The 19,532-nt window shown below is 72.5% G+C and carries 14 protein-coding genes and 2 tRNA genes; 10 read left to right on the top strand and 6 right to left on the bottom strand.

Annotated elements, in window-relative coordinates; translation table 11 throughout:
- Window positions 1–32 precede the first annotated feature (32 nt).
- The 5 genes from gyrA to ACF08B_RS07645 all read left to right on the top strand — a co-directional run bounded on the left by gyrA (window position 33) and on the right by ACF08B_RS07645 (window position 6,946).
- A complete protein-coding gene (gyrA, locus tag ACF08B_RS07665; protein ID WP_392316529.1) occupies window positions 33–2,621 on the top strand; it encodes a DNA gyrase subunit A in 2,589 nt (862 codons plus the stop codon).
- A 19-nt stretch (window positions 2,622–2,640) separates the two neighbouring features.
- Window positions 2,641–3,372, top strand: coding sequence for a DUF3566 domain-containing protein (locus tag ACF08B_RS07660; RefSeq protein WP_392166042.1), 732 nt, complete (start codon window positions 2,641–2,643; stop codon window positions 3,370–3,372).
- 112 nt (window positions 3,373–3,484) lie between these two features.
- A tRNA-Ile gene (locus ACF08B_RS07655) sits at window positions 3,485–3,558 on the top strand.
- 327 nt (window positions 3,559–3,885) lie between these two features.
- Window positions 3,886–5,100 carry a cytochrome P450 gene (locus ACF08B_RS07650; protein WP_392316528.1) on the top strand — a complete coding sequence of 405 codons (1,215 nt, stop codon included), beginning with the start codon at window positions 3,886–3,888 and terminating at the stop codon, window positions 5,098–5,100.
- Between the two features lie 322 nt (window positions 5,101–5,422).
- Window positions 5,423–6,946: a serine hydrolase gene (locus tag ACF08B_RS07645; RefSeq protein WP_392316527.1), complete on the top strand. Its 1,524-nt coding sequence runs from the start codon at window positions 5,423–5,425 to the stop codon at window positions 6,944–6,946.
- 154 nt (window positions 6,947–7,100) lie between these two features.
- On the opposite strand, the gene ACF08B_RS07640 is transcribed toward ACF08B_RS07645, so the two are convergent.
- Both ACF08B_RS07640 and ACF08B_RS07635 read right to left on the bottom strand, forming a co-directional pair.
- Window positions 7,101–11,210 (bottom strand): AAA family ATPase, encoded by a 4,110-nt coding sequence (locus ACF08B_RS07640; protein ID WP_392316526.1) that lies wholly within the window; start codon window positions 11,208–11,210, stop codon window positions 7,101–7,103.
- Between the two features lie 456 nt (window positions 11,211–11,666).
- On the bottom strand, window positions 11,667–12,167 hold the full coding sequence (locus ACF08B_RS07635; protein ID WP_392316525.1) for a hypothetical protein: 501 nt from the start codon (window positions 12,165–12,167) through the stop codon (window positions 11,667–11,669).
- Between the two features lie 195 nt (window positions 12,168–12,362).
- On the opposite strand from ACF08B_RS07635, the gene ACF08B_RS07630 reads away from it, so the two are divergent.
- Together ACF08B_RS07630 and ACF08B_RS07625 are read left to right on the top strand one after the other, a co-directional pair.
- Window positions 12,363–12,845 (top strand): hypothetical protein, encoded by a 483-nt coding sequence (locus ACF08B_RS07630; RefSeq protein WP_392316524.1) that lies wholly within the window; start codon window positions 12,363–12,365, stop codon window positions 12,843–12,845.
- Window positions 12,846–12,990: 145 nt separating this feature from the next.
- On the top strand, window positions 12,991–13,179 hold the full coding sequence (locus ACF08B_RS07625) for a ferredoxin (RefSeq protein WP_392316523.1): 189 nt from the start codon (window positions 12,991–12,993) through the stop codon (window positions 13,177–13,179).
- Between the two features lie 36 nt (window positions 13,180–13,215).
- Here ACF08B_RS07625 and ACF08B_RS07620 read toward each other — a convergent pair whose 3' ends face one another.
- Both ACF08B_RS07620 and ACF08B_RS07615 read right to left on the bottom strand, forming a co-directional pair.
- Entirely contained in the window at window positions 13,216–13,995 is a 780-nt protein-coding gene (locus ACF08B_RS07620; protein ID WP_392316522.1) for a glycosyltransferase family 2 protein, read from the bottom strand.
- A gap of 307 nt (window positions 13,996–14,302) precedes the next feature.
- On the bottom strand, window positions 14,303–14,638 hold the full coding sequence (locus ACF08B_RS07615) for a DUF6344 domain-containing protein (RefSeq protein WP_392316521.1): 336 nt from the start codon (window positions 14,636–14,638) through the stop codon (window positions 14,303–14,305).
- A gap of 348 nt (window positions 14,639–14,986) precedes the next feature.
- On the opposite strand from ACF08B_RS07615, the gene ACF08B_RS07610 reads away from it, so the two are divergent.
- On the top strand, window positions 14,987–15,115 hold the full coding sequence (locus ACF08B_RS07610; RefSeq protein ID WP_003999697.1) for a DLW-39 family protein: 129 nt from the start codon (window positions 14,987–14,989) through the stop codon (window positions 15,113–15,115).
- A 335-nt stretch (window positions 15,116–15,450) separates the two neighbouring features.
- Window positions 15,451–16,812 carry a hypothetical protein gene (locus tag ACF08B_RS07605; protein WP_392316520.1) on the top strand — a complete coding sequence of 454 codons (1,362 nt, stop codon included), beginning with the start codon at window positions 15,451–15,453 and terminating at the stop codon, window positions 16,810–16,812.
- On the opposite strand, the gene ACF08B_RS07600 is transcribed toward ACF08B_RS07605, so the two are convergent.
- A complete protein-coding gene (locus tag ACF08B_RS07600; RefSeq protein WP_392316519.1) occupies window positions 16,776–18,380 on the bottom strand; it encodes a protein kinase in 1,605 nt (534 codons plus the stop codon). The genes ACF08B_RS07605 and ACF08B_RS07600 overlap by 37 nt on opposite strands.
- A gap of 146 nt (window positions 18,381–18,526) precedes the next feature.
- The gene (locus ACF08B_RS07595) at window positions 18,527–19,075 is read right to left on the bottom strand and encodes a helix-turn-helix transcriptional regulator (RefSeq protein WP_093476239.1); all 549 of its coding nucleotides are present in this window, start codon (window positions 19,073–19,075) and stop codon (window positions 18,527–18,529) included.
- A gap of 183 nt (window positions 19,076–19,258) precedes the next feature.
- Between ACF08B_RS07595 and ACF08B_RS07590 the strand changes: the two genes are divergently transcribed.
- Window positions 19,259–19,331: transfer RNA gene (locus ACF08B_RS07590), tRNA-Ala, on the top strand.
- The last annotated feature ends 201 nt before the right edge of the window (window positions 19,332–19,532 follow it).

Genomic DNA, 19,532 nt, shown 5'->3' with positions numbered 1-19,532 from the left:
GCTGACCGCACCAGGAAGGATCTTCACCAGCAATGGCCGACGAGAACACCCCTGTCACCCCTGAAGAGGGCGGCGAACTCGTGATGCGTGTCGAGCCCGTCGGGCTCGAGACGGAGATGCAGCGCTCGTACCTGGACTACGCGATGTCCGTCATCGTGTCCCGTGCGCTGCCCGACGTCCGCGACGGTCTCAAGCCCGTCCACCGCCGCGTGCTGTACGCGATGTACGACGGCGGCTACCGCCCCGAGCGCGGCTTCTACAAGTGCGCCCGCGTCGTCGGCGACGTCATGGGCAACTACCACCCGCACGGCGACTCCTCGATCTACGACGCCCTGGTGCGCCTCGCCCAGCCGTGGTCGATGCGGATGCCGCTGGTCGACTCCAACGGAAACTTCGGCTCCCCGGGCAACGACCCGGCGGCGGCGATGCGGTACACCGAGTGCAAGCTCGCGCCGCTGTCGATGGAGATGGTCCGCGACATCGACGAGGAGACCGTCGACTTCACGGACAACTACGACGGCCGCTCCCAGGAGCCGACCGTCCTGCCGGCCCGCTTCCCGAACCTGCTGATCAACGGTTCGGCCGGTATCGCGGTCGGTATGGCGACCAACATCCCGCCGCACAACCTGCGCGAGGTCGCGGCCGGTGCCCAGTGGTACCTGGAGAACCCCGAGGCCTCGCACGAGGAGCTGCTGGACGCGCTCATGGAGCGCATCAAGGGCCCGGACTTCCCGACCGGCGCGCTCGTCGTGGGCCGCAAGGGCATCGAGGAGGCCTACCGCACGGGCCGTGGTTCGATCACGATGCGCGCGGTGGTCGAGGTCGAGGAGATCCAGGGCCGCCAGTGCCTGGTCGTCACCGAGCTGCCGTACCAGGTGAACCCCGACAACCTGGCGCAGAAGATCGCCGACCTGGTGAAGGACGGCAAGATCGGCGGCATCGCCGACGTCCGCGACGAGACGTCGTCCCGCACCGGTCAGCGCCTGGTGATCGTCCTCAAGCGGGACGCGGTCGCCAAGGTCGTCCTGAACAACCTGTACAAGCACACCGACCTGCAGACCAACTTCGGCGCCAACATGCTGGCGCTGGTCGACGGCGTGCCGCGCACCCTGTCGCTGGACGCGTTCATCCGGCACTGGGTGACGCACCAGATCGAGGTCATCGTGCGCCGGACCCGGTTCCGGCTGCGCAAGGCCGAGGAGCGCGCGCACATCCTGCGTGGTCTGCTGAAGGCCCTGGACGCCATCGACGAGGTCATCGCGCTGATCCGGCGCAGCGAGACCGTCGAGGTCGCGCGCAACGGCCTGATGGGCCTGCTGGAGATCGACGAGATCCAGGCGAACGCGATCCTCGAGATGCAGCTGCGCCGCCTGGCCGCCCTGGAGCGGCAGAAGATCGTCCAGGAGCACGACGAGCTCCAGGCGAAGATCAGCGAGTACAACCAGATCCTGGCCTCCCCGGTGCGCCAGCGCGGGATCGTCAGCGAGGAGCTGGCCGCGATCGTCGAGAAGTACGGCGACGACCGCAAGACCAAGCTCATCCCGTACGAGGGCGACATGTCCATCGAGGACCTGATCGCCGAGGAGGACATCGTCGTCACCGTCTCGCGCGGCGGTTACGTCAAGCGGACGAAGACGGACGACTACCGGGCACAGAAGCGCGGTGGCAAGGGCGTGCGCGGCACGAAGCTGAAGGAAGACGACATCGTCGACCACTTCTTCGTCTCCACCACGCACCACTGGCTGCTGTTCTTCACGAACAAGGGCCGGGTGTACCGGGCGAAGGCGTACGAGCTGCCCGAGGCCGGCCGCGAGGCGCGCGGCCAGCACGTGGCCAACCTGCTCGCCTTCCAGCCCGACGAGGCGATCGCCGAGATCCTCGCGATCCGCGACTACGAGGCGGCGCCCTACCTGGTCCTGGCCACCAAGTCCGGCCTGGTCAAGAAGACGCCTCTGAAGGATTACGATTCGCCCCGTTCCGGCGGTGTCATCGCGATCAATCTGCGGGAGCGCGAGGACGGAACCGATGACGAACTGATCGGTGCCGAACTCGTCTCGGCCGACGACGATCTGCTTCTGATCAGCAGGAAGGCCCAGTCGATCAGGTTCACCGCCTCGGACGACACCCTGCGTCCGATGGGCCGTGCCACCTCGGGCGTCAAGGGGATGAGTTTCCGCGAGGGCGACGAGCTTCTCTCGATGAATGTCGTTCGACCCGGTACGTTCGTGTTCACTGCCACGGACGGCGGGTACGCGAAGCGGACCGCCGTCGACGAGTACCGCGTCCAGGGTCGCGGCGGCCTCGGTATCAAGGCCGCCAAGATCGTGGAGGACCGCGGCTCGCTCGTCGGCGCGCTGGTGGTCGAGGAGCTTGATGAAATCCTCGCCATCACCCTGTCCGGCGGTGTGATTCGTACGCGAGTCAACGAGGTCAGGGAGACGGGCCGTGACACCATGGGCGTCCAACTGATCAACCTGGGCAAGCGCGATGCCGTGGTCGGTATCGCACGTAACGCCGAGGCGGGGCGCGAGGCGGAGGAGGTCGACGGCGACGTCGACGAGACCGCCGAGGATGCCGCGACCACCGGCACGGACGAGGGTGAGGCGCCCTCGGCCGAGTAGGCACGAGGAGTGAGTCATCGTGAGCGGAGCCACGGGCGCCGGATCGGCCGGTACCTCCACGGGTACGGAGACGGACGGCGACGGCCGTGGCTCCGCCGCGCGCGCGGCGGATCCGCACACGACCCAGCTGCGCAAGATCGACGCGGGCACGGCCGACTCGACCTCACCCGACACGCATGGATCCCAGGGGGGAACTGTGACGGACACGCGCGGCCCGCAGACCCAGCCCGGCCCGGCCGAGGGCCAGCAGGCGTCCCCGCTGCCCGGAGAGCGGCGTCCCGAGCAGCCCGCCGGGCCGTACCACCCGCCCCAGGCCTACCCGGCGCAGGCCCCGGCCGGCGCCGTGCGCCGGCCGCGCACCGGCGCCAAGACGGCGCCGCGCACCCGCAAGGCCCGGCTGCGCGTCGCCAAGGCCGATCCGTGGTCGGTGATGAAGGTCAGCTTCCTGCTCTCCATCGCGCTCGGCATCTGCACGATCGTCGCCTCGGCGGTGCTGTGGATGGTCATGGACGCGATGGGCGTCTTCTCGACGGTCGGCGGCACGATCTCGGAGGCGACCGGATCCAACGAGGCGAACGGCTTCGACCTCCAGGCGTTCCTGTCGCTCCCCCACGTCCTGATGTTCGCGACGATCATCTCGGTCATCGACGTGGTGCTGGCCACGGCGCTCGCGACGCTCGGCGCGTTCATCTACAACCTGTCCGCGGGCTTCGTGGGCGGCATCGAGCTGACCCTGGCCGAGGACGAGTGACCGCCTGCGGAATCCCGGCCTGACGGTCCCCCGACAACCGATTTTGGGACTGACGTGGTCGTGCGCTAATCTTCAGGAGTCAGCGCGCGGGACACACACCGCAGAGCGCGGCGGGGCTATAGCTCAGTTGGTTAGAGCGCATCCCTGATAAGGATGAGGCCACAGGTTCAAATCCTGTTAGCCCCACATGCGAAAAGACCCCCAGTCGGTAGCGGCTGGGGGTCTTTGACATCCACGGCCGACATCAGCCGATGAGCGGATCGTCCAGAAGCTCGGCCGGCATGCCCACTGCTTCCCGCTCACCCTGCCCCATACGTGCCCGACGGGGCCGGGGTTTCCGCCTTGCAGGGCCCTCCCGCGGAGTTGATCCTGGAAGCGAGGCGTCCCACCAGTTCGGCGTCGACATCGACTCGGTGGGTGTGCCCACGTTGGGCGATCGGTTGATCATCGCCCGGGGGACGCTCACCGATGAGCGAATCCGGATCCCCGGAACGTCGGCTCCCGGGAGTCACCATGAACCTCGGCACCATCTCCGCCCAGATCATCGACCCGGCGAATCGCGCCGATCCGTACCCGCTTTACGCCGCATTGCGCGAGTCGCCGGTCACGCGGCAGGACGACGGCTCCTACCTGGTCAGCACGTACCGCGAGGTACACAGCCTGGCCACGAACCCGCTGCTCAGCAACGACCTGCGCAACCGCGCTCCAGGCGCCGGCGGCCCCGCCGCGACCGATGAGGACCCGAATCTGCCGCTCAGCTTCCTCCACCTCGACCCGCCCGAACACGACCGGATGCGCAATCTGGCGATGCGGCCGTTCGGTCCCCCGCACAGCCCCAGGTTCATCTACGGCATGCACGAAGGCCTGGCCAGGGTGGTCGCCGAGCTGCTCGACGCATTCGAGGGCAAGAACGAGGTCGACATCGTCGACGACTTCGCCTACCCCCTCCCGGTCACCGCCATCTGCAAGATCCTCGGCGTACCCCGCGAGGACGAGTCACGCTTCCACGGCTGGGCCGACACCATCGCGTCCGGCCTCGATCCCAGCATCGGGCCGGAGAAGATAGGCGAGGCACGCCAGGAGCTGGGCGCCTACCTGTCCGACCTGATCGAAACCGAGCGCAGCCGTCCCGGCAGTGGGATCCTCGGTCCCCTCGCTCGCGAATCCGGACCGGACGGCGGCATGTCGCACCCGGAAGTGGTGACCACCGCGATATTGCTCCTGATCGCCGGACACGAGACCACCGTCAACCTGATCAGCAACGCGACCCTCACGCTGCTGCGTCACCCCGACGTCCTCAAGCGGTTCCGGGACGAGCCGGCCCTGGCCGTTCCGCTCGTCGAAGAGGTGCTGCGCTACGAGCCACCGGTCCAGTTCGTGCCCTTCACCACCGTCCTGGCCGACATCGACATCGCCGACACCACCATTCCCAAGGGCGCGCCGGTCTGGCTGATGCTGGCCTCGGCAAACCGGGACCCGCGGCGTTTCCATGACCCCGACCGCTTCGATCCCGACCGCGAGGACAACCAGCACCTCGGGTTCTACATCGGTATCCACTACTGCTTCGGAGCCCCACTGGCCCGGCTGGAGGCGCAGATCGCCCTGACCCAGCTCTTCCGCCGGATCAAGAACCCCCGGCTGCTGGCGGACCCCCCGCCCTACCGACTCAACCCCGTCCTGCGAGGCCCCCGCCACCTCCCCGTGGCGATCGACGGCCTCACTCCGTAGAGGGGACGTGGCACAGGGCCTCCGTCAGATGGCGAAGAGACCCCCGGTCCTCCTGGACCGGGGGTCTCTTGCGTCTGCACGCGCCCGTCCGCCCGGCGTCCCTCACCCGCGCGCCGCCGCCCGAGTGCCGCGGCCCGCCGCCGCGGCGAGTATGGAACGGACGGCTGGCGTGCCCCCGAGGCCCCTCTACGGGCCTCGAGTACGAGGGGAGCGGAGCATGGCCATTCACAGTCGGGGGAGACGGCCCCGCCGACGGGCCCGTACGGGTGCGGCCATGGGATGCCTGGGGATGCTCGGGGCGGTCCTGTCGGGGTGTGCCGGCATGAGCGCCGCCACCGGCAGTGCGCCTGCCACGTCGCTCGCGCCCACGCCGCCGAAGCAGCCGCCGCCGCAGCTGACGCAGGCACAGGTGGACGCGGCCGTCGGCCGGATCGACGGGCTGGTGGAGGACGCGATGCGCCGGACCGGGGTGCCGGGGATCGCCGTGGGCGTCGTCTACCGGGGCGAGGTCGTGTACGCCAAGGGCTTCGGCGTCCGTGAGGTCGGCAGGAGCGCCAAGGTCGGCACCGGGACCGTCTTCCAGCTGGCGTCGGTGTCCAAGCCGCTGTCGTCCACCGTCGTCGCCGGCGTCGTGGGACACAAGACCGTCGGCTGGGACGACCCCGTGGTCCGCCATGATCCGGGCTTCGCGCTGAAGGACCCGTACGTGAGCGCGCACGTGACGGTCGCGGATCTGTTCTCGCACCGCAGCGGACTGCCCGACCACGCCGGTGACCTGCTGGAGGACCTGGGCTACCAGCGCGACTACATCCTCGGGCACCTGCGGCTGGAGCCGCTGTCCCCGTTCCGGGCGAGTTACGCCTACACCAACTACGGCTTCACCGAGGCGGGGGAGGCGGTCGCCGACGCGGCGAAGACGGACTGGCCGCGGCTGGCGGCCGACACGCTGTTCGAGCCGCTCGGGATGAACCACTCCAGCTACCGGCGCGCCGACTACGACAAGGCCGCCGACAAGGCCTCGGCCCACGTCCAGGTCGACGGCCGCTGGAAACCCTCCACCACCGAGAACGCCGACAGCCAGGCACCCGCGGGCGGCGCGAGTTCGACCGTCGACGACCTCACCAAGTGGATGCGCCTGCAGCTGGACAACGGCAAGCTCGGCGGGAGGCAACTGATCGACCCCGCGGCCCTGGACCAGACCCGCGTCCCCCACGCCGTCTCCATGGCCCCGCTCGCACCGGCGGGCGAACCGGGCCTGTACGGGCTCGGCTGGAACGTCGGCTACGACGACGGCGGAGCGCTGCGCCTGAACCATTCCGGCGCCTTCGACCTGGGGGCCGCCACCGAGGTGACCCTGCTGCCCGGCGAACGGCTCGGCATCGTGGTGCTGACCAACGGACAGCCCATCGGCGTGCCCGAGTCGGTGTCCGCCGCGTTCCTCGACATCGCCCGCCACGGCAGGCAGACGGTCGACTGGGCGGCCTTCTACAAGAAACTGGTCGAAGCCGCCGCCTACACGGGCGCCTCCCCCACGAACTACGCCGAGCCGCCCGCCGACGCGGCACCGGCCAAGGCCGCCACCACCTACACGGGCACCTACGGCAACCCGTACTTCGGGCCGGTCACCGTCACCGGCGACGGCGGCGGCCGGCTGAGCATGACACTGGGCCCGCAGAAGATGTCGTTCCCCCTGACGCACTACTCGGGCGACACCTTCAGCTACCGGACCCGGGGCGAGAACGCCGCCGGGCTGTCCGGCGTCACCTTCCACACGGACTCCGGCCACGCCACGAGCGTCACCATCGAGCACCTGAACGCGAACGGTCTTGGCACCTTCCGCCGCTGAGAGACCCGCACGGGCGGTCTTCGCGCCTCAGGACATGAAAAAAGACCCGACCGCTGGCGACGGGGGATGCACCAGCGATCGGGCCATGGCCAAGGGTAACAAGGTTGGGCCGTCCGTGGGGGCAAGTCGGCGGGGAATCAGCGAGGTTGGCCGATCATCGTCCGCACGGGGGGTCGTAGGAGAGACGGGGAAGGTACTCGTGCCACTTCTCCGGGGTCAGAACGCCCCTGGTGACCGCGCAGATGTGCCGGATCGCCGCGTCCGCGTCCAGGCTCCACAGGCGGACCGTGTCGGCACCGCTGGAGACGCCGAGGACATGGCTGTTCGGGCTGAAGGACAGGAAGTTGCCCGTCTTGGCGTTGGGGCTCATCGACTGGCCGATGGGGGTCGCCGCGAACGGGCGGGAGACGTTCCACAGCCGGACGGTGTTGTCGTTGCCGCCGCTGGCCAGGGTGCGGCCGCGCGAGCCGAACGTCAGGGACGTCACCGCCTCGGTGTGGCCGGTCAGCGGTGCGCCCAGCGCGCTCGCGGCGGCCGGGTCGGTGACGTTCCACAGCCGGACCGTGTCGTCGTCGCTGCCGCTGGCCAGGGTGTGCCCGTCCGGGCTGAAGGCGAGGGCGTTGACGGGCCCGGTGTGCTTGTCGAGCGGAACGCCGGTCCGGGCCGGCCGGGACGGGTCGGTGACGTCCCACAGCCGGATCGTGCTGTCCGCGCTGCCGCCGGCCAGGGTGTGCCCGTCCGGGCTGAAGGCGAGGGCGTTGACGTAGCCGCGGTGGCCGGTGAGCGGTTCGCCCAGCGGGACGGGGTGCGCGGGGTCGCCGACGTTCCACAGCCGGATGGTGCGGTCGTCGTAGGCGGTGGCCAGCGTGCGCCCGTCGGGGCTGTACGCCAGCGCGTGCGGGCCCATGAAGCGGGTGCGCAGCCTCAGGGGCGGCCCGGCGGGGACCGGGCGCGAGGGGTCGGAGACGTTCCACAGGTGGACGGTCTTCTTGTCCGTGAGCACGGCGAGGGTGCGGCCGTCGGGGGAGAACACCAGGGACCGCTGGTCGCCGTCGGCCCGCATGAACGGCTTGCCCAGCGGCACCGGCCGGCCCGGACGGGACACGTTCCACAGGCGCAGCCTGCCGTCCCGCGCGGCCGTGGCCAGTACCCGGCCGTCCGGCCGGAACGCGCCGCTCCGGCCGACCATGTCGGTGGCCGTCACCGACCACAGACGCACCTTGCCGTCCCCGCTGCCGGTGGCGAGGGTGCGGCCGTCGGGGCTGAACCCCAGGGCGTACATCTCCCCGCTGCTCCCCGCGAGCGACTCCCCGACCTGCGACGGGGACGCCGGATCGGCGACGTTCCACAGGCTCGCGGTGGAGTCCGCGCTCGCGGCGGCCAGCCTGCCGCCGTCCGGGCTGAACGCCACCGACCAGACGGGACCGGTGTGGCCGGTCAGGGGTGAGCCGAGCGCGGCCGGACGGCGGGGGTCGGTCATGTCCCACAGCCGGACCGTGTCGTCCGCGCTGCCGCTGGCCAGCGTGCGCCCGTCGGGGCTGAACGCGACCGAGTGGACGATGTCCTGATGGCCTTCGAGCGCCGCGCGGATCCGCTCCGGCCGGTGCGGGTCGGCGGTGTTCCACAGCAGGATCCGGGCGTCGTCGCCGCCCGCCGCGAGCGTCCGCCCGTCCGGGCTGAATGCCACGGAGCGCACCGCCGCGGTGTGCCCGCGCAGCACGCCGAGGGCCTTCGGCCGGTGCGGGTCGGCCACGTCCCACAGACGCACGGTGTGGTCCTCGCCGGCCGAGGCCAGGGTGCGTCCGTCGGGGCTGAAGGCGGCCAGGTAGATCGTGCCGGTGTGACCGGTCAGGGGCCTGCCGAGCGCCACCGGGTGGGCGGGGTCGGCCACGTCCCACAGCCGGACGGTGCCGTCGTCGCCGGCACTGGCGAGGGTGTGCCCGTCCGGGCTGAAGACGGCGCTGCTCACCCAGCTGGTGTGGCCGGTGAGCGGGGCGCCGAGGGGTTTCGGCCGGTGCGGGTCGGCCACGTTCCACAGCCGGACCGTGCGGTCGTAGCTGGCCGTGGCCAGCGTCCTGCCGTCGGGGCTGAAGGAGGTGAGGTACACGGCGCCCGTGTGACCGGACAGCGGGGTGGCCAGGGGCGCGTTCACGATCGATATCAGCCGGCTGTAGGTGCCCTCGTCGTCCCGGCGCAGCTCATGGGCGACGAGATCGAGCTGCGCGGCCAGGGACGGATCCGAGCGCTGCACCCGGTCGGCCTCGGCGAGGACCTGCGCGAACACGGCGTCGTCGCGCTGCTGCCAGGCGATCACCGCCGAACCGCCGGCGAGCAGTGCCAGGACGACCAGAGTCGCCACCGCCGCCCGGCGCAGCCACACCGAGCGCCTGCGCAGCCTGACCGAGGCGGCGAGGAACTCCATCGCGCCGCGGGTCAGATAGGTGTCCCCGGCCGACCGCGCCCAACTGCCGGCCTGCTCCAGCCGGGAGCCCCGGTAGAGCAGCGCGCTGTCCCGGGCGGACTCCTCCCAGGCCCGGCCGTCCTCCTCCAGCCGCTGCCGCAGCAGGTGGTCGTTGCGGTCGTCGTCTATCCAGTGCCGCAGCCGCGGCCAGGCGTGCAGGAGCGCCTCGTGGGTGATCTCCACGGTCTCCGCGTCCAGCGTCACCAGCCGGGCGCGGACCAGCGCCTCCAGGGACTCCTCCGTCTTGCCGGGGTCCGTCGACTCCTCCGCGAGCTGCCGCCGGGTGCCCCGCCGCCGGGTGGCCTGGGTGTCCTCGCCCAGCCGGACCAGCCGCAGCAGCAGCCCCCGGGCGGCCGTCCGGGCGGCGGGGTCGAGGCCGGTCCAGGCGCGCTCGGCGGTCGCGGCCACCGCTCCCTGGATGCCTCCGGCGGCGCGGTAGCCGGCGAGGGTCAGCCGGCCTGCCTTCCGGCGCTGCCAGGTGGCGAGCAGGGCGTGGGACAGCAGCGGGAGCACGCCCGCGTCGTGCGTCCCGCGCGGGCCGTCGGCGCTCACCTCGCGCACGATCAGCTCGGCGAGTCCCGGTTCCAGTTCCAGACCGACCGCCTTGGCCGGGCCGTTCACGGCCTCCCGCAGCTCGCCGCTGGTCAGCGGCCCGAGCACCATGTGGCGGTGCTGGAGCGCGTCGGCGAGTTCGCGGTAGGCGAGGCACTGCTCGTAGAAGTCGGCGCGGATACCGAGGACGACCAGTGCGGGGGCGGGGCCGGGGGAGCCGGCGGGCGGGGTGCAGGCGGCGGCCAGGAGCTGGATGAAGGTGCGCCGGTCCGTCTCGTCCGCGCAGAGGGTGAACGCCTCCTCGAACTGGTCCACGATGACGACCGGCCGGGTGTCCGGCGCGGCCTCGCGGCGCGCCCACGCCGAGACGGCCTCGCGTGCCGCGCGGGCGAGGCGCGGGGCGTCGGAGCCGGGTGCCGCGGGGTTCTCCGTGGCCTCCTGTTCGGCCTTGCGCGCGTCGGCGGCCACGGGGGCGAGGTCCGGGATGCGCCGGACCAGTTCGCCCAGGGGGTGGGGGCCGGGGACGAGCTGCAGCACGGGCCCGCAGGGGGCGGCGGCCGCGTCGGCGGAGTGGTCCTCGGGCAGGGCACCGGCCGGCGCGGACACGAGGTCGCCGGCCGCGTCGGCCGAGGGGGTGTCGAGGGCGCCGTCATGCAGGGCGGGGACCAGGCCGGCGTTCAGCAGGGACGACTTCCCGGCCCCCGAGGCGCCCACCAGCATCACCAGCCCGCCCGTCCGCCGCGCGGCGCGCAACTGGGCCACCAGGGAGTTCGTGCTGCGCTCGCGGCCGAAGAACCACCGTGCGTCCTCCCGCCGGTACGGGGCCAGCCCCCGGTAGGGGCAGACGCCACCGGCGACGGGCGGGGCCTCGGGCGCCGGCCGCGGGTTCTCCTCGGCGGGCGGCGCGGGCCGGTCGCCCACCGGGTCGGCCAGTGCGCGCTCCCACAGGCGCTGCCACTGCGCGAGGTCGTACAGGCCGCCGGACACGGGGGCGGGCCGCTGCCGGCGCGCCTCCGGGATCAGGATGTGCAGGACGGCGGCGAGGGCGGGGAACTGGGCCGGCACGTTCCGGGCCCGCCGCCAGTCACTGATCCGTTGCGCGGACACCCGCACCGGACGGCCGCGCTCGTCGACCCGCTGGAGCCGTACGACCGCCTCGGCGACGCTCTTGAGGGGAGGGTTCCCAGCCTCCTTGTACAGCAGCGCGAGGCGCTCCGCGAAGGCCGTTCGTGCCCCTGAGTCGGAACTCAAGGTCCCACCCCTCTGCTCTCCCCCCAGGTTCGGACGTCCGGACCGGAAAACTCACCTTATACGGCTGACCTGCGGAGAAGACCGGGGCCGGACACCGGAACCTCCTCGCGGGGCGCGACAGATGGCAGGATCCGAACCCGGTGACGGACCCGTCACGAACCGTCCGGACAGGCCACCGGCTCGGTGCTCGGAGGGACAGCCCATGGCAGCGAACGTTCTCGGTCAACTTCCCCCGCGTCGACACCGGTGTGTTGCGCCGGACGCGGCGATCGGCGACGACGCTCTCGGCTGAACCCACGAGCACCGCGGGGAACGGCTGCCTTCTTCGGCCCGCGCCACCATGCCGACATGGCACGGGCCGGCACTCCCTGCACCGTTCGGCACCGGTCCCCACGAGGGGAGGGACCGGTGCCGGGCGGGCAGGGTCCTGTTCCCGTCGCGGTGCCCCGGGAACGCTCAGACGGTCACCGCGTCCGCCTCGGACCATCCCGCCCCACGGGCCGCCGCGACCGCGCGCCGTTCCGCCTCCTCGGCGGCGGCGTTCAGGGACGCGTTCCGTCCCGGTGCGGTGCCGCCGGCCGCCGCCGCTGCCGCCCCGGACGCCGCGAGGGCCGCGCGCAGGGCCGCGTCGGCGGCCTCGGAGGACTCCCGGGCCGCGGCCACCTGGGCGGCCAGGGCCGCGGTGGCGGCGGTGTTGCGGGCGCAGCGGGCGTCCGCCGCCGGGTCCGGAGCACTCGCGTCGAGTGCGGCGAGCGACCGGGCGGACAGCCGCAGCGCGTTGGCGGCCCTGCCGACGGGGTCCTTCGGCACGATCTCGGCCGCGTCGGGAGCGACCCCGGCGTACCGGCAGGCGGCCACCGCACGCTCGTAGGCGCTGTGCGCGCGGGCGCCGTGCACGGTGCGCAGGGACTCCTCCGGTGCTCCGGATCCGGTCGACGTCTCGTTCCGTCCGCTCATCCTCGGCCTCCTTCGTCCGGCTGCGGGCCGGGCGCGGGCAGGGTGCCACGGCGGCCGCGAAGAGACCAGAAGCACGCGGGCACGGGGTGGTCGCGGGGTGCCGGATCAGGCCGCACGCGGGTGGGGTCCACCTGGAAATCTGACGGTACGTCAGCTACGGTCGCCCTCTCGGCCGTTCTCGAAGGGGTGAGTGCCATGGAGAAGCGTCCCCGGTGCCCGCGACCGCCCGGCGTTCCGCGCTGGGTCGCGATGTTCCACCAGCCCTCCCGCAACTCCTGGACGGTGGCCGCCGAGTCCCCCCACCGGGAACCCGTGCTGTACGCCGTCGGGGACATGACGCAGACCGTGCGAGCCCGCGGGGAGGAGGCGACGATCGCCCTGTGGGGCCCGAAGGACGACGCCTGGCATCTCCACGACGCGCCGGCCGCCGCCCAGTCACCCGTCCCCGCCGCCGCCTCGCCCGTGGCAGCCGCGGACGGACTCGCCGGACCGGCCGTGCTGACCGAGCGCATGACGGACCGGCGGCACCAGGTGCTGATGGCCGCTCTGGGCAAGGCGGGCCTGTACGACCTGGGTCCCGAGGACGGTGAGGCGGTCCGCGTGCTGGCCGACCGGCTCGACGAGCCCACGGTCCGCCGGGTGGCGCACTGGCTGTCGGTGGCGGGCGGCCGGCAGTAGCGCGCGGCCGCGCACCACGCCGGTCCGCACAACCGCCCGCCGGGCCGGTTCGGCGCACGTTCCGCCGGGCAGTGACGTCCTTGAAGCCACCGAGCCGCCCCCGGACGGCCCGCAGCGGCCGGGGGCGCCGACGTCTGGAGGACGCATGAAGGTCTCCGTCGACCGCAGCCTGTGCTACGGCTCCGCCGAGTGCGCGCACCGGGCGCCGGAGGTGTTCGCCTTCGAGGACGGCTACGGCGTCGTACGTGCCGGCCGTGCGGAGATCGCCGAGGATCCGCGGGTCAGGGAGGCGGCCGAGAAGTGTCCCTCGCAGGCGATCGGGCTCACGCAGTGACGGGGCGGCGGCGGTGAGGGACGGTGCCGGTACGGCTCAGCGGCCCGCCGGACGGTCCGGTCGGGCCCATCCGTACTCCGCCAGCACGCGGGCCCTGGCCTCCGCGACGGCCATGCGGGCCGCGCGCTCGGCCGGGTCGACATGGGCCGCCTGGCCCGTGGCCTGACCCTCCCACTTGCGGTACAGCAGGCCCACCCGGTCCGAGAACCAGCCCCGGCTGACCGCGTTCAGCGCCAGCAGCAGCCCCGTGTCCTCCGAGGCCGGCAGGGCCATCCAGCCGCCGAGCGCCAGGAGCAGGTCCCGCCGGACGCAGAGCGTCGCCGGGTGGACCGGTGCCCGGAAGTCGTTGCGCTTCCAGTGGTCGAGCACGGCACCGCGTTCGACCGGGCCCTCGTCGGGGTCGCCGGGGAAGCCGGCCGTGGTGCCGTCGGGCAGCAGGTCGAGCACGCGGGAGGTCGTCCAGCCGACGGTGCCGTGCGCCTCCAGCACGGCCAGGTCGCGGGCCAGCGCGCCCGGGGTGAGCCGGTCGTCCGCGTCGAGGACCTTCACGTACGGGCCCTCCGCGTGTGCCAGGGCGATCGTGCGGGCGACACCGGGACCGCCGGGACGGCCCTGGCGGAAGGTCACCCGCTCGTCGTCCGGGACGTAGGGGCGCACCTCGTCCGTCCTGCCGTCCTCCTGGATCACCCACGTCCACTCCCAGCCGTCGGGGAGCCACTGGTCGCGCAGTGAGGCGTAGGCCTCCGGCAGGAACCGGGCGGACGGACCGTGGACAGCGGTGACAACGGTGACGCGCCGGCTCACGGCAGCACTCACCACCTCTCGTTGGGGCGTGGGGCGTTGCCGTACGAGGATGACGCACGGGGAAACAGCGCAAGACCCCCGGCCTAGCCCGGCCGGGGGTCGATCCGTATCGACTGCTGCGTACGCAAGTCGCCTTCATGTCGAGACGTTGCGGTTCTGTGTGCCGTTCCTGCCGTGTTTCTCAGGGCTCGCCGCGGCTACGCGCCGTGCTTCCCGCGCTTCGCGTGCCTCGCGTGCGCCGCGGGGTGCGGGTGCTGCGTGTGCTTCGCCTGCTGGGCGTTCTTCCGAGCTGTCCGGTGGAGCGGCGGATTTGGGGGGATCAGCAGTCGAGTGCTGCCGGGTCCTGCTCGGCCGGGTTCTCCGTCTGCATCTCGTCGGTGCCGGGCCGGTGCCGGCAGCTCGGGGACTTTCCGTGGGCCTCGGCCCCGATCCGCTGCTTCATCGTGGGGGGCAGGGCGCTGGCATGGGACCAGACCCATTGGTACGTGGCCGGAATCGTGGGGGCCGTGCGGTGCGTCGCGCCGGTGCGGGGGCTCTCCGTCTTGGGGCCGGTCGTCGCGGCGGCGGCCGGGGCGACGATTCCGAGCGCCGTGAACAGCGCGACGAAGGCGGTGACGATGACGGTCCACAGCTTCATGACCTTGTTCTGGGTCATGGCCCCTCACTTTCGGGTCGGGCGATTTGCGTACTTTCCTCATGATGTGTATGTGGACCGCGAAGTGGTGGACCTCCGCCCGTGGCGCGGCGATGTTCCGATGAACACCACTCGGATGGACGTAAGAGGGCTCAAAGAGTCAGAAATGGCATCGATAGCGACCGAAGAGGGACCAAAGTCACGGAGTGTGCGGGTCTGATCACCCTCAGATCCGATCGGCCCGGGGCCCGGCTACAGCGCTGCCGGAAGCGGGAGTTGAGGCCCGGCGCAGGTCACCGATCGATATCGGTCGGTGTGTATAGTCGGGCGCCAGAGGTCCCCTACGTCAAGGAAAGACGAGGTCGCGCGGTGAAGAAGCTGCTCCTGGTCGCACTGGCCGCCATCGGCGGGCTCCTCGTGTACCGCCAGATCCAGGCGGATCGCGCCGAGCAGGACCTGTGGACGGAGGCGACTGACTCCGTGCCCACGGGTTCGTGAGTCCCGACACCCACATCTGAACCAGACCCCGGCCGCCTTCGCGGTCGGGGTTTTGCGTTGCCCCCGACGTCTCGTGTTGCGGTCCCGCGAGGGGTGGGGTACGCGTTGCGGGCGGCCGTCCCGGGGCCCCGGCGGACGTCGCCGTGCGGGCCGGGTTTTTCGGACGGCCGAACGCATTGCCCGGATGGCGCAGGGGTGCCGGGGGCAGGATGGGCTTCGGCCGGTCGTCCGGGCCGGTCCGACGCGTTCCCTTCCGGTCCAACCCGGTCCCATCCGATCCGGTCCGATCAAGTCAGGTTCGGCCCGGCCGTGTGGAGCGGTCCGGGAACGCGGTGGTGAGCGACAGGGGGCGGCACGTGCGACGGCGGCGAGGACGTACGGCGTGGTGGCGGCGCGGCAGGCCGGCGATTCCGCGCACGGTCGTCGTCGTGCTGGGGGTGTACGGCCTGGTCATCGTGCCGGGCGTGCCCGCCGCCACGGCAGCGGGGCCGGACGGGTACGCCTTCTCCCCCGGTGCCCGAACCGTCGCGGGCGCCAAGGGCACCGCCGATGCCGAGGCGCTGGAACCCGGCCGTACCTACCGGAGCTCCCTCCCGAGGAACGGCAAGTTCTACTACCGCCTCCGTCTCACCGCCACCGGCACGGCGTACGTCCCCGTCACCGCCGTACCGCCCGCACACACCACCGTCGCCGCCACCGACGGCATCCGAGTGTCCATGCGCGACGCCGGCGGCGTGCCCTGCTCCTACGCCTCCGCGCACTTCGGTGCCGGCCTCAGCCCACGCCCGGTCACCGCGTTGGTGCAGCGGGAGACCGGCAAGGCGCTGTGCCGGGGCGCGGGGACGTACTACCTGCTCGTCGAACGCGTCGACGCCGACGGGCCCGGCGCGACGGCCTCGGCCCAGCGCTGGGACCTGGAGATCGCGCCCGTCACGGAGCCCGGACCGAAGCGGGCGGGTTCCACCACCGCGCCGCGGACCTGGGACTCCGCCACCCCCGAACCGCTCGGCGGCGAGGCCGGGGACCGGGCGGGTGGCGCCGGATTCGCGACCGCCGTGCCGGTGGGGCAGGGGGTCTGGCACACCACGCTCGTGCCCGGCGAGACCCTGTTCTACAAGGTGCCGCTCGACTGGGGCCGCCGGCTGCACGCCTCCGCCGAACTGAGCGACTCACCCGGGCACGGCTATGTCGGCGGCGCGCTGGACCTCTCCCTGTACAACCCGGTGCGCGGCTCCGTCGACGACGCCTCCCTCGGCTACACCGGCACCCGGAAATCCGTCGCCCTGGCCCCCGTCCCGCCGGTCGAGTACGCCAACCGTTACGCCGTCCCCGCCGGGGTCACCTCCGTCCGCTTCGCCGGTGACTACTACCTGGCCCTGAACCTCAGCGAGCAGATGACCGGGCTCTACGGGGACGGGCCGTTCGACGTGACGCTGCGGGTGCGGGTGGACGGCCGGGCGCACGCCGGGCCGGACTACGCGGGCGAGCCCGTGCCGGAGGACGTCTTCACCGTCACGGCACAGGACCGGGAGCAGGCCGTGGCCGGGAGCCCCGGGGGCGGGGGCGATCCGGCGATGAGACTGGTCGCGGCCGGCGGTATCGGTCTGGGCACCGTGCTGCTGCTGGTGCTCGGCGGATGGACGCTGGCGGGCCGGCGGGCTCAGACGCGGGTCAGCGCCCAGAAGCCGACCGCGTAGCAGGCCAGCGCCAGCAGCAGCATCGGGATCGCGACACCGGCCGGGGGACCGGTTCGGCGGCCGTGCGCCCCGCGTGCGCGACGGCCCCGCACGGGCGGAGCGGGATGCGGCGGCCCGGAGACCGGCGCCTCGGGGGTGGGAACCTGCGGGCTTCGAGCGGTGTACGAGGCGGTGGAGGTGTCGACACGCTGTTCCGGCGCAGCGGACCCGTGCGATGCGGCGTGCCATGCGGAGGGCTGGTCGTAGGGCTGGGCGTACCACTGCGGGGAGGGGGTGAGGGGATGCGTCGGGGGCGTCGGATCATGGGCGGGTCGCCGGGGGACCCGGAGCGAGTGCCGCGGGACCGGGGGCGAGTGCTGCGGGATCCGCGGCTGGTGCTCCGGACCGGGCTCGCCAGGGTTGTCAGCCGTCTCGGGTGCGGGGCGGGGCAAGAGGCCGGGGTGCGACGGGTCCTGCGGCGGGGGGAGCCGGAAGCTGCCCGTCTCCGACATGGAGCCGGTGTGCGTGCCGGGAGAGGAGTCGTGGTCCGCCGTCATGGAGCCGGCGGCAGACCCGCTTCCGTCTTCGCGCGCGCCCTCGCCGGGGCCCCCGAGACCGGAGTGCGGGTCCTCGGCGTTCGCCCGACTCCCCGCGTCCTCGGTCGTTCCGGCACCCGGAGCCGGTCCGGTCCGCACACCCGAGGCCCGCTTGAAGGGACCGTCGGGTCCGAATCCCGGCGGCAGCGGGCCGAGTTGGTCGAAGATCTCGATCAGCTCGTCGTCGGGCCCGGGGTCCGGCAGGAGTTCCGCGGCGGAGGCGAGCGCCTTGCGGGCACCCGTGGCCGTGCGGAACCGGGCTTCCGGGTCGGGCTGGAGCAGCGTGGCGACCACCTGCCACAAGGGCTCGGGCATGCCCTTGGGCGCACCGGGCGTGCCGTGCTCCACGAAGTACTGGATGAGCGCCTTCGCGTCGGGCTTCGCGCCTTCGAGGAGATACAGCGCGACCAGGCCCACCGCGAACAGGTCGGCGGGGAAGTCGGGTTCGGAGCCGAGAAGCTGCTCGGGAGCGAGATAGCCGGGCGTGCCGACGACGAGGTTGGTCTCGGTCAGCCGGGGCTCGCCGAGCCGCATGGCGATGCCGAAGTCGGACAGCCGCAGCCGCGGCCGGCCCGTGCCGGTGGCTTCCAGCAGCAGGTTGGCGGGCTTGATGTCCCGGTGGACGACGCCTTCCGCGTGGACGGCGGCGAGACCGGACAGGAGCTGGTCGGTCAGGGTGCACACGAACGCGGGAGGGAGGGGGCCGTAGTCGCCGACGAGGTGGACCAGGGAGCCGCCGGCCACCAGGTCCATGGTGAACAGGACCTGGTCGTCGTCCGCGGCCCAGCTGGCCGGAGCGAGGACATGGGGATGGTCGATCCGCAGGGCCTGCTCCCGGACGAAGCGCAGCAGGGAGTGCGCGTCGCGCTGTTGGAGCACCTTGGCGGCCACGTAGCGCCGTCGGCGGTGGTCCCAGGCACGCCATACGGCGCCCACGCCACCGCGTCCGATCGGATCGGCCAGCTCGTACCGGCCGGCGAAGACCTCACCCATGACAGTCCGCCGCTCCTCCCCCTGGCCCGTCGTTCCCCTGCGATGCGCCTCGCGCCGGGATGAGTGACCCGCCCCGCGCCCGTTCCCCCGTCGAACCTCGCCCTCGGCCCGGCCCCGGACCCCCTCCGGGAGGCCGGGCCCCGGGGTCAGTTCTGGTGGGACTGGTAGTGCGCGACCGCGTCGGAGGTGCGGCCGGCACCGTAGACCCGGAGGAACTCCGCCAGCTCGGGGTGCGAGGGGGAGAGCGCGTCGGCGGCGTCGATTATGTCGCCCGCGGCGGACACCGAGCGCAGGAGGGACTGGATCTCGCGGACCACCCGCTTGACCGTGGGCGCCCCCGAGCCGCTGGTGGTCTGCGTGGTGTTGCTGAGCACGGAGCCCCCCTGGGACTTCTTGATCTCGTCCATGCGCTCGGTCGCCTCGGCGGCGCTGACGCTGCCGTCCGCGGCCTGGGCCGCCAGTTCCTGCAACAGCTGCACCCGCTGGACCACGGCAGGGTTGCCGATCTTCGCGCGCTGGCCGCTCATCAGCTGCGAGAGCATCGGAGCGGACAGTCCCAGGACCGCCGCGAGCCGGGCCTGGTTGAGCCCGAGATCCTCGATGAGCTTACGGAAGAGCGCCCCCAGCGGCTCCCCGTACCAGTTCCGCTGCAGCTCCCGCGCTCTCGCGGTGGCTTCCTGCTGTGCGGCGTCCATTGCGTCTCCCCATCGCTTCCCCTGAAAAACCGCGGTTCGCTGTAGCGAACCACGTCGAGCATCTTACGGAGAGTGGTCATCCACGGGGACCCCCAATCTTTTTGCGGGATACGGGGGGTGACCCGGTACTCTGGTCACCGGCAACCGCCGGACCGGGATTCCTCCGGCCGGTCGCTGCTTCCCGGGGCCTTAGCTCAGTTGGTAGAGCGCCGTCTTTGCATGGCGGATGTCAGGGGTTCGACTCCCCTAGGCTCCACCCGGTGAATGCCCTCCGACCTGCGCAAGTGGGTGCTGGAGGGCATTTTTCACATGGTCGCGCGGGCGCGGTTTCACGTGAAACGGGCCGTGGGGGGGGGGGGGGGGGGGGGGCGCCGCCCCCCCCCCCCCCCCGGCGGGGGGGGGCGCGCCCCCCCCCCCCCCGCCCGCGCCGGCCCCCCCCCCGGCCGCCCCCCCCCAG

It is taken from the genome of Streptomyces sp. NPDC015139, from assembly GCF_043079785.1.
GTDB lineage: Bacteria > Actinomycetota > Actinomycetes > Streptomycetales > Streptomycetaceae > Streptomyces > Streptomyces albidocamelliae.
This window is presented reverse-complemented; position numbering and strand designations above follow the sequence as displayed.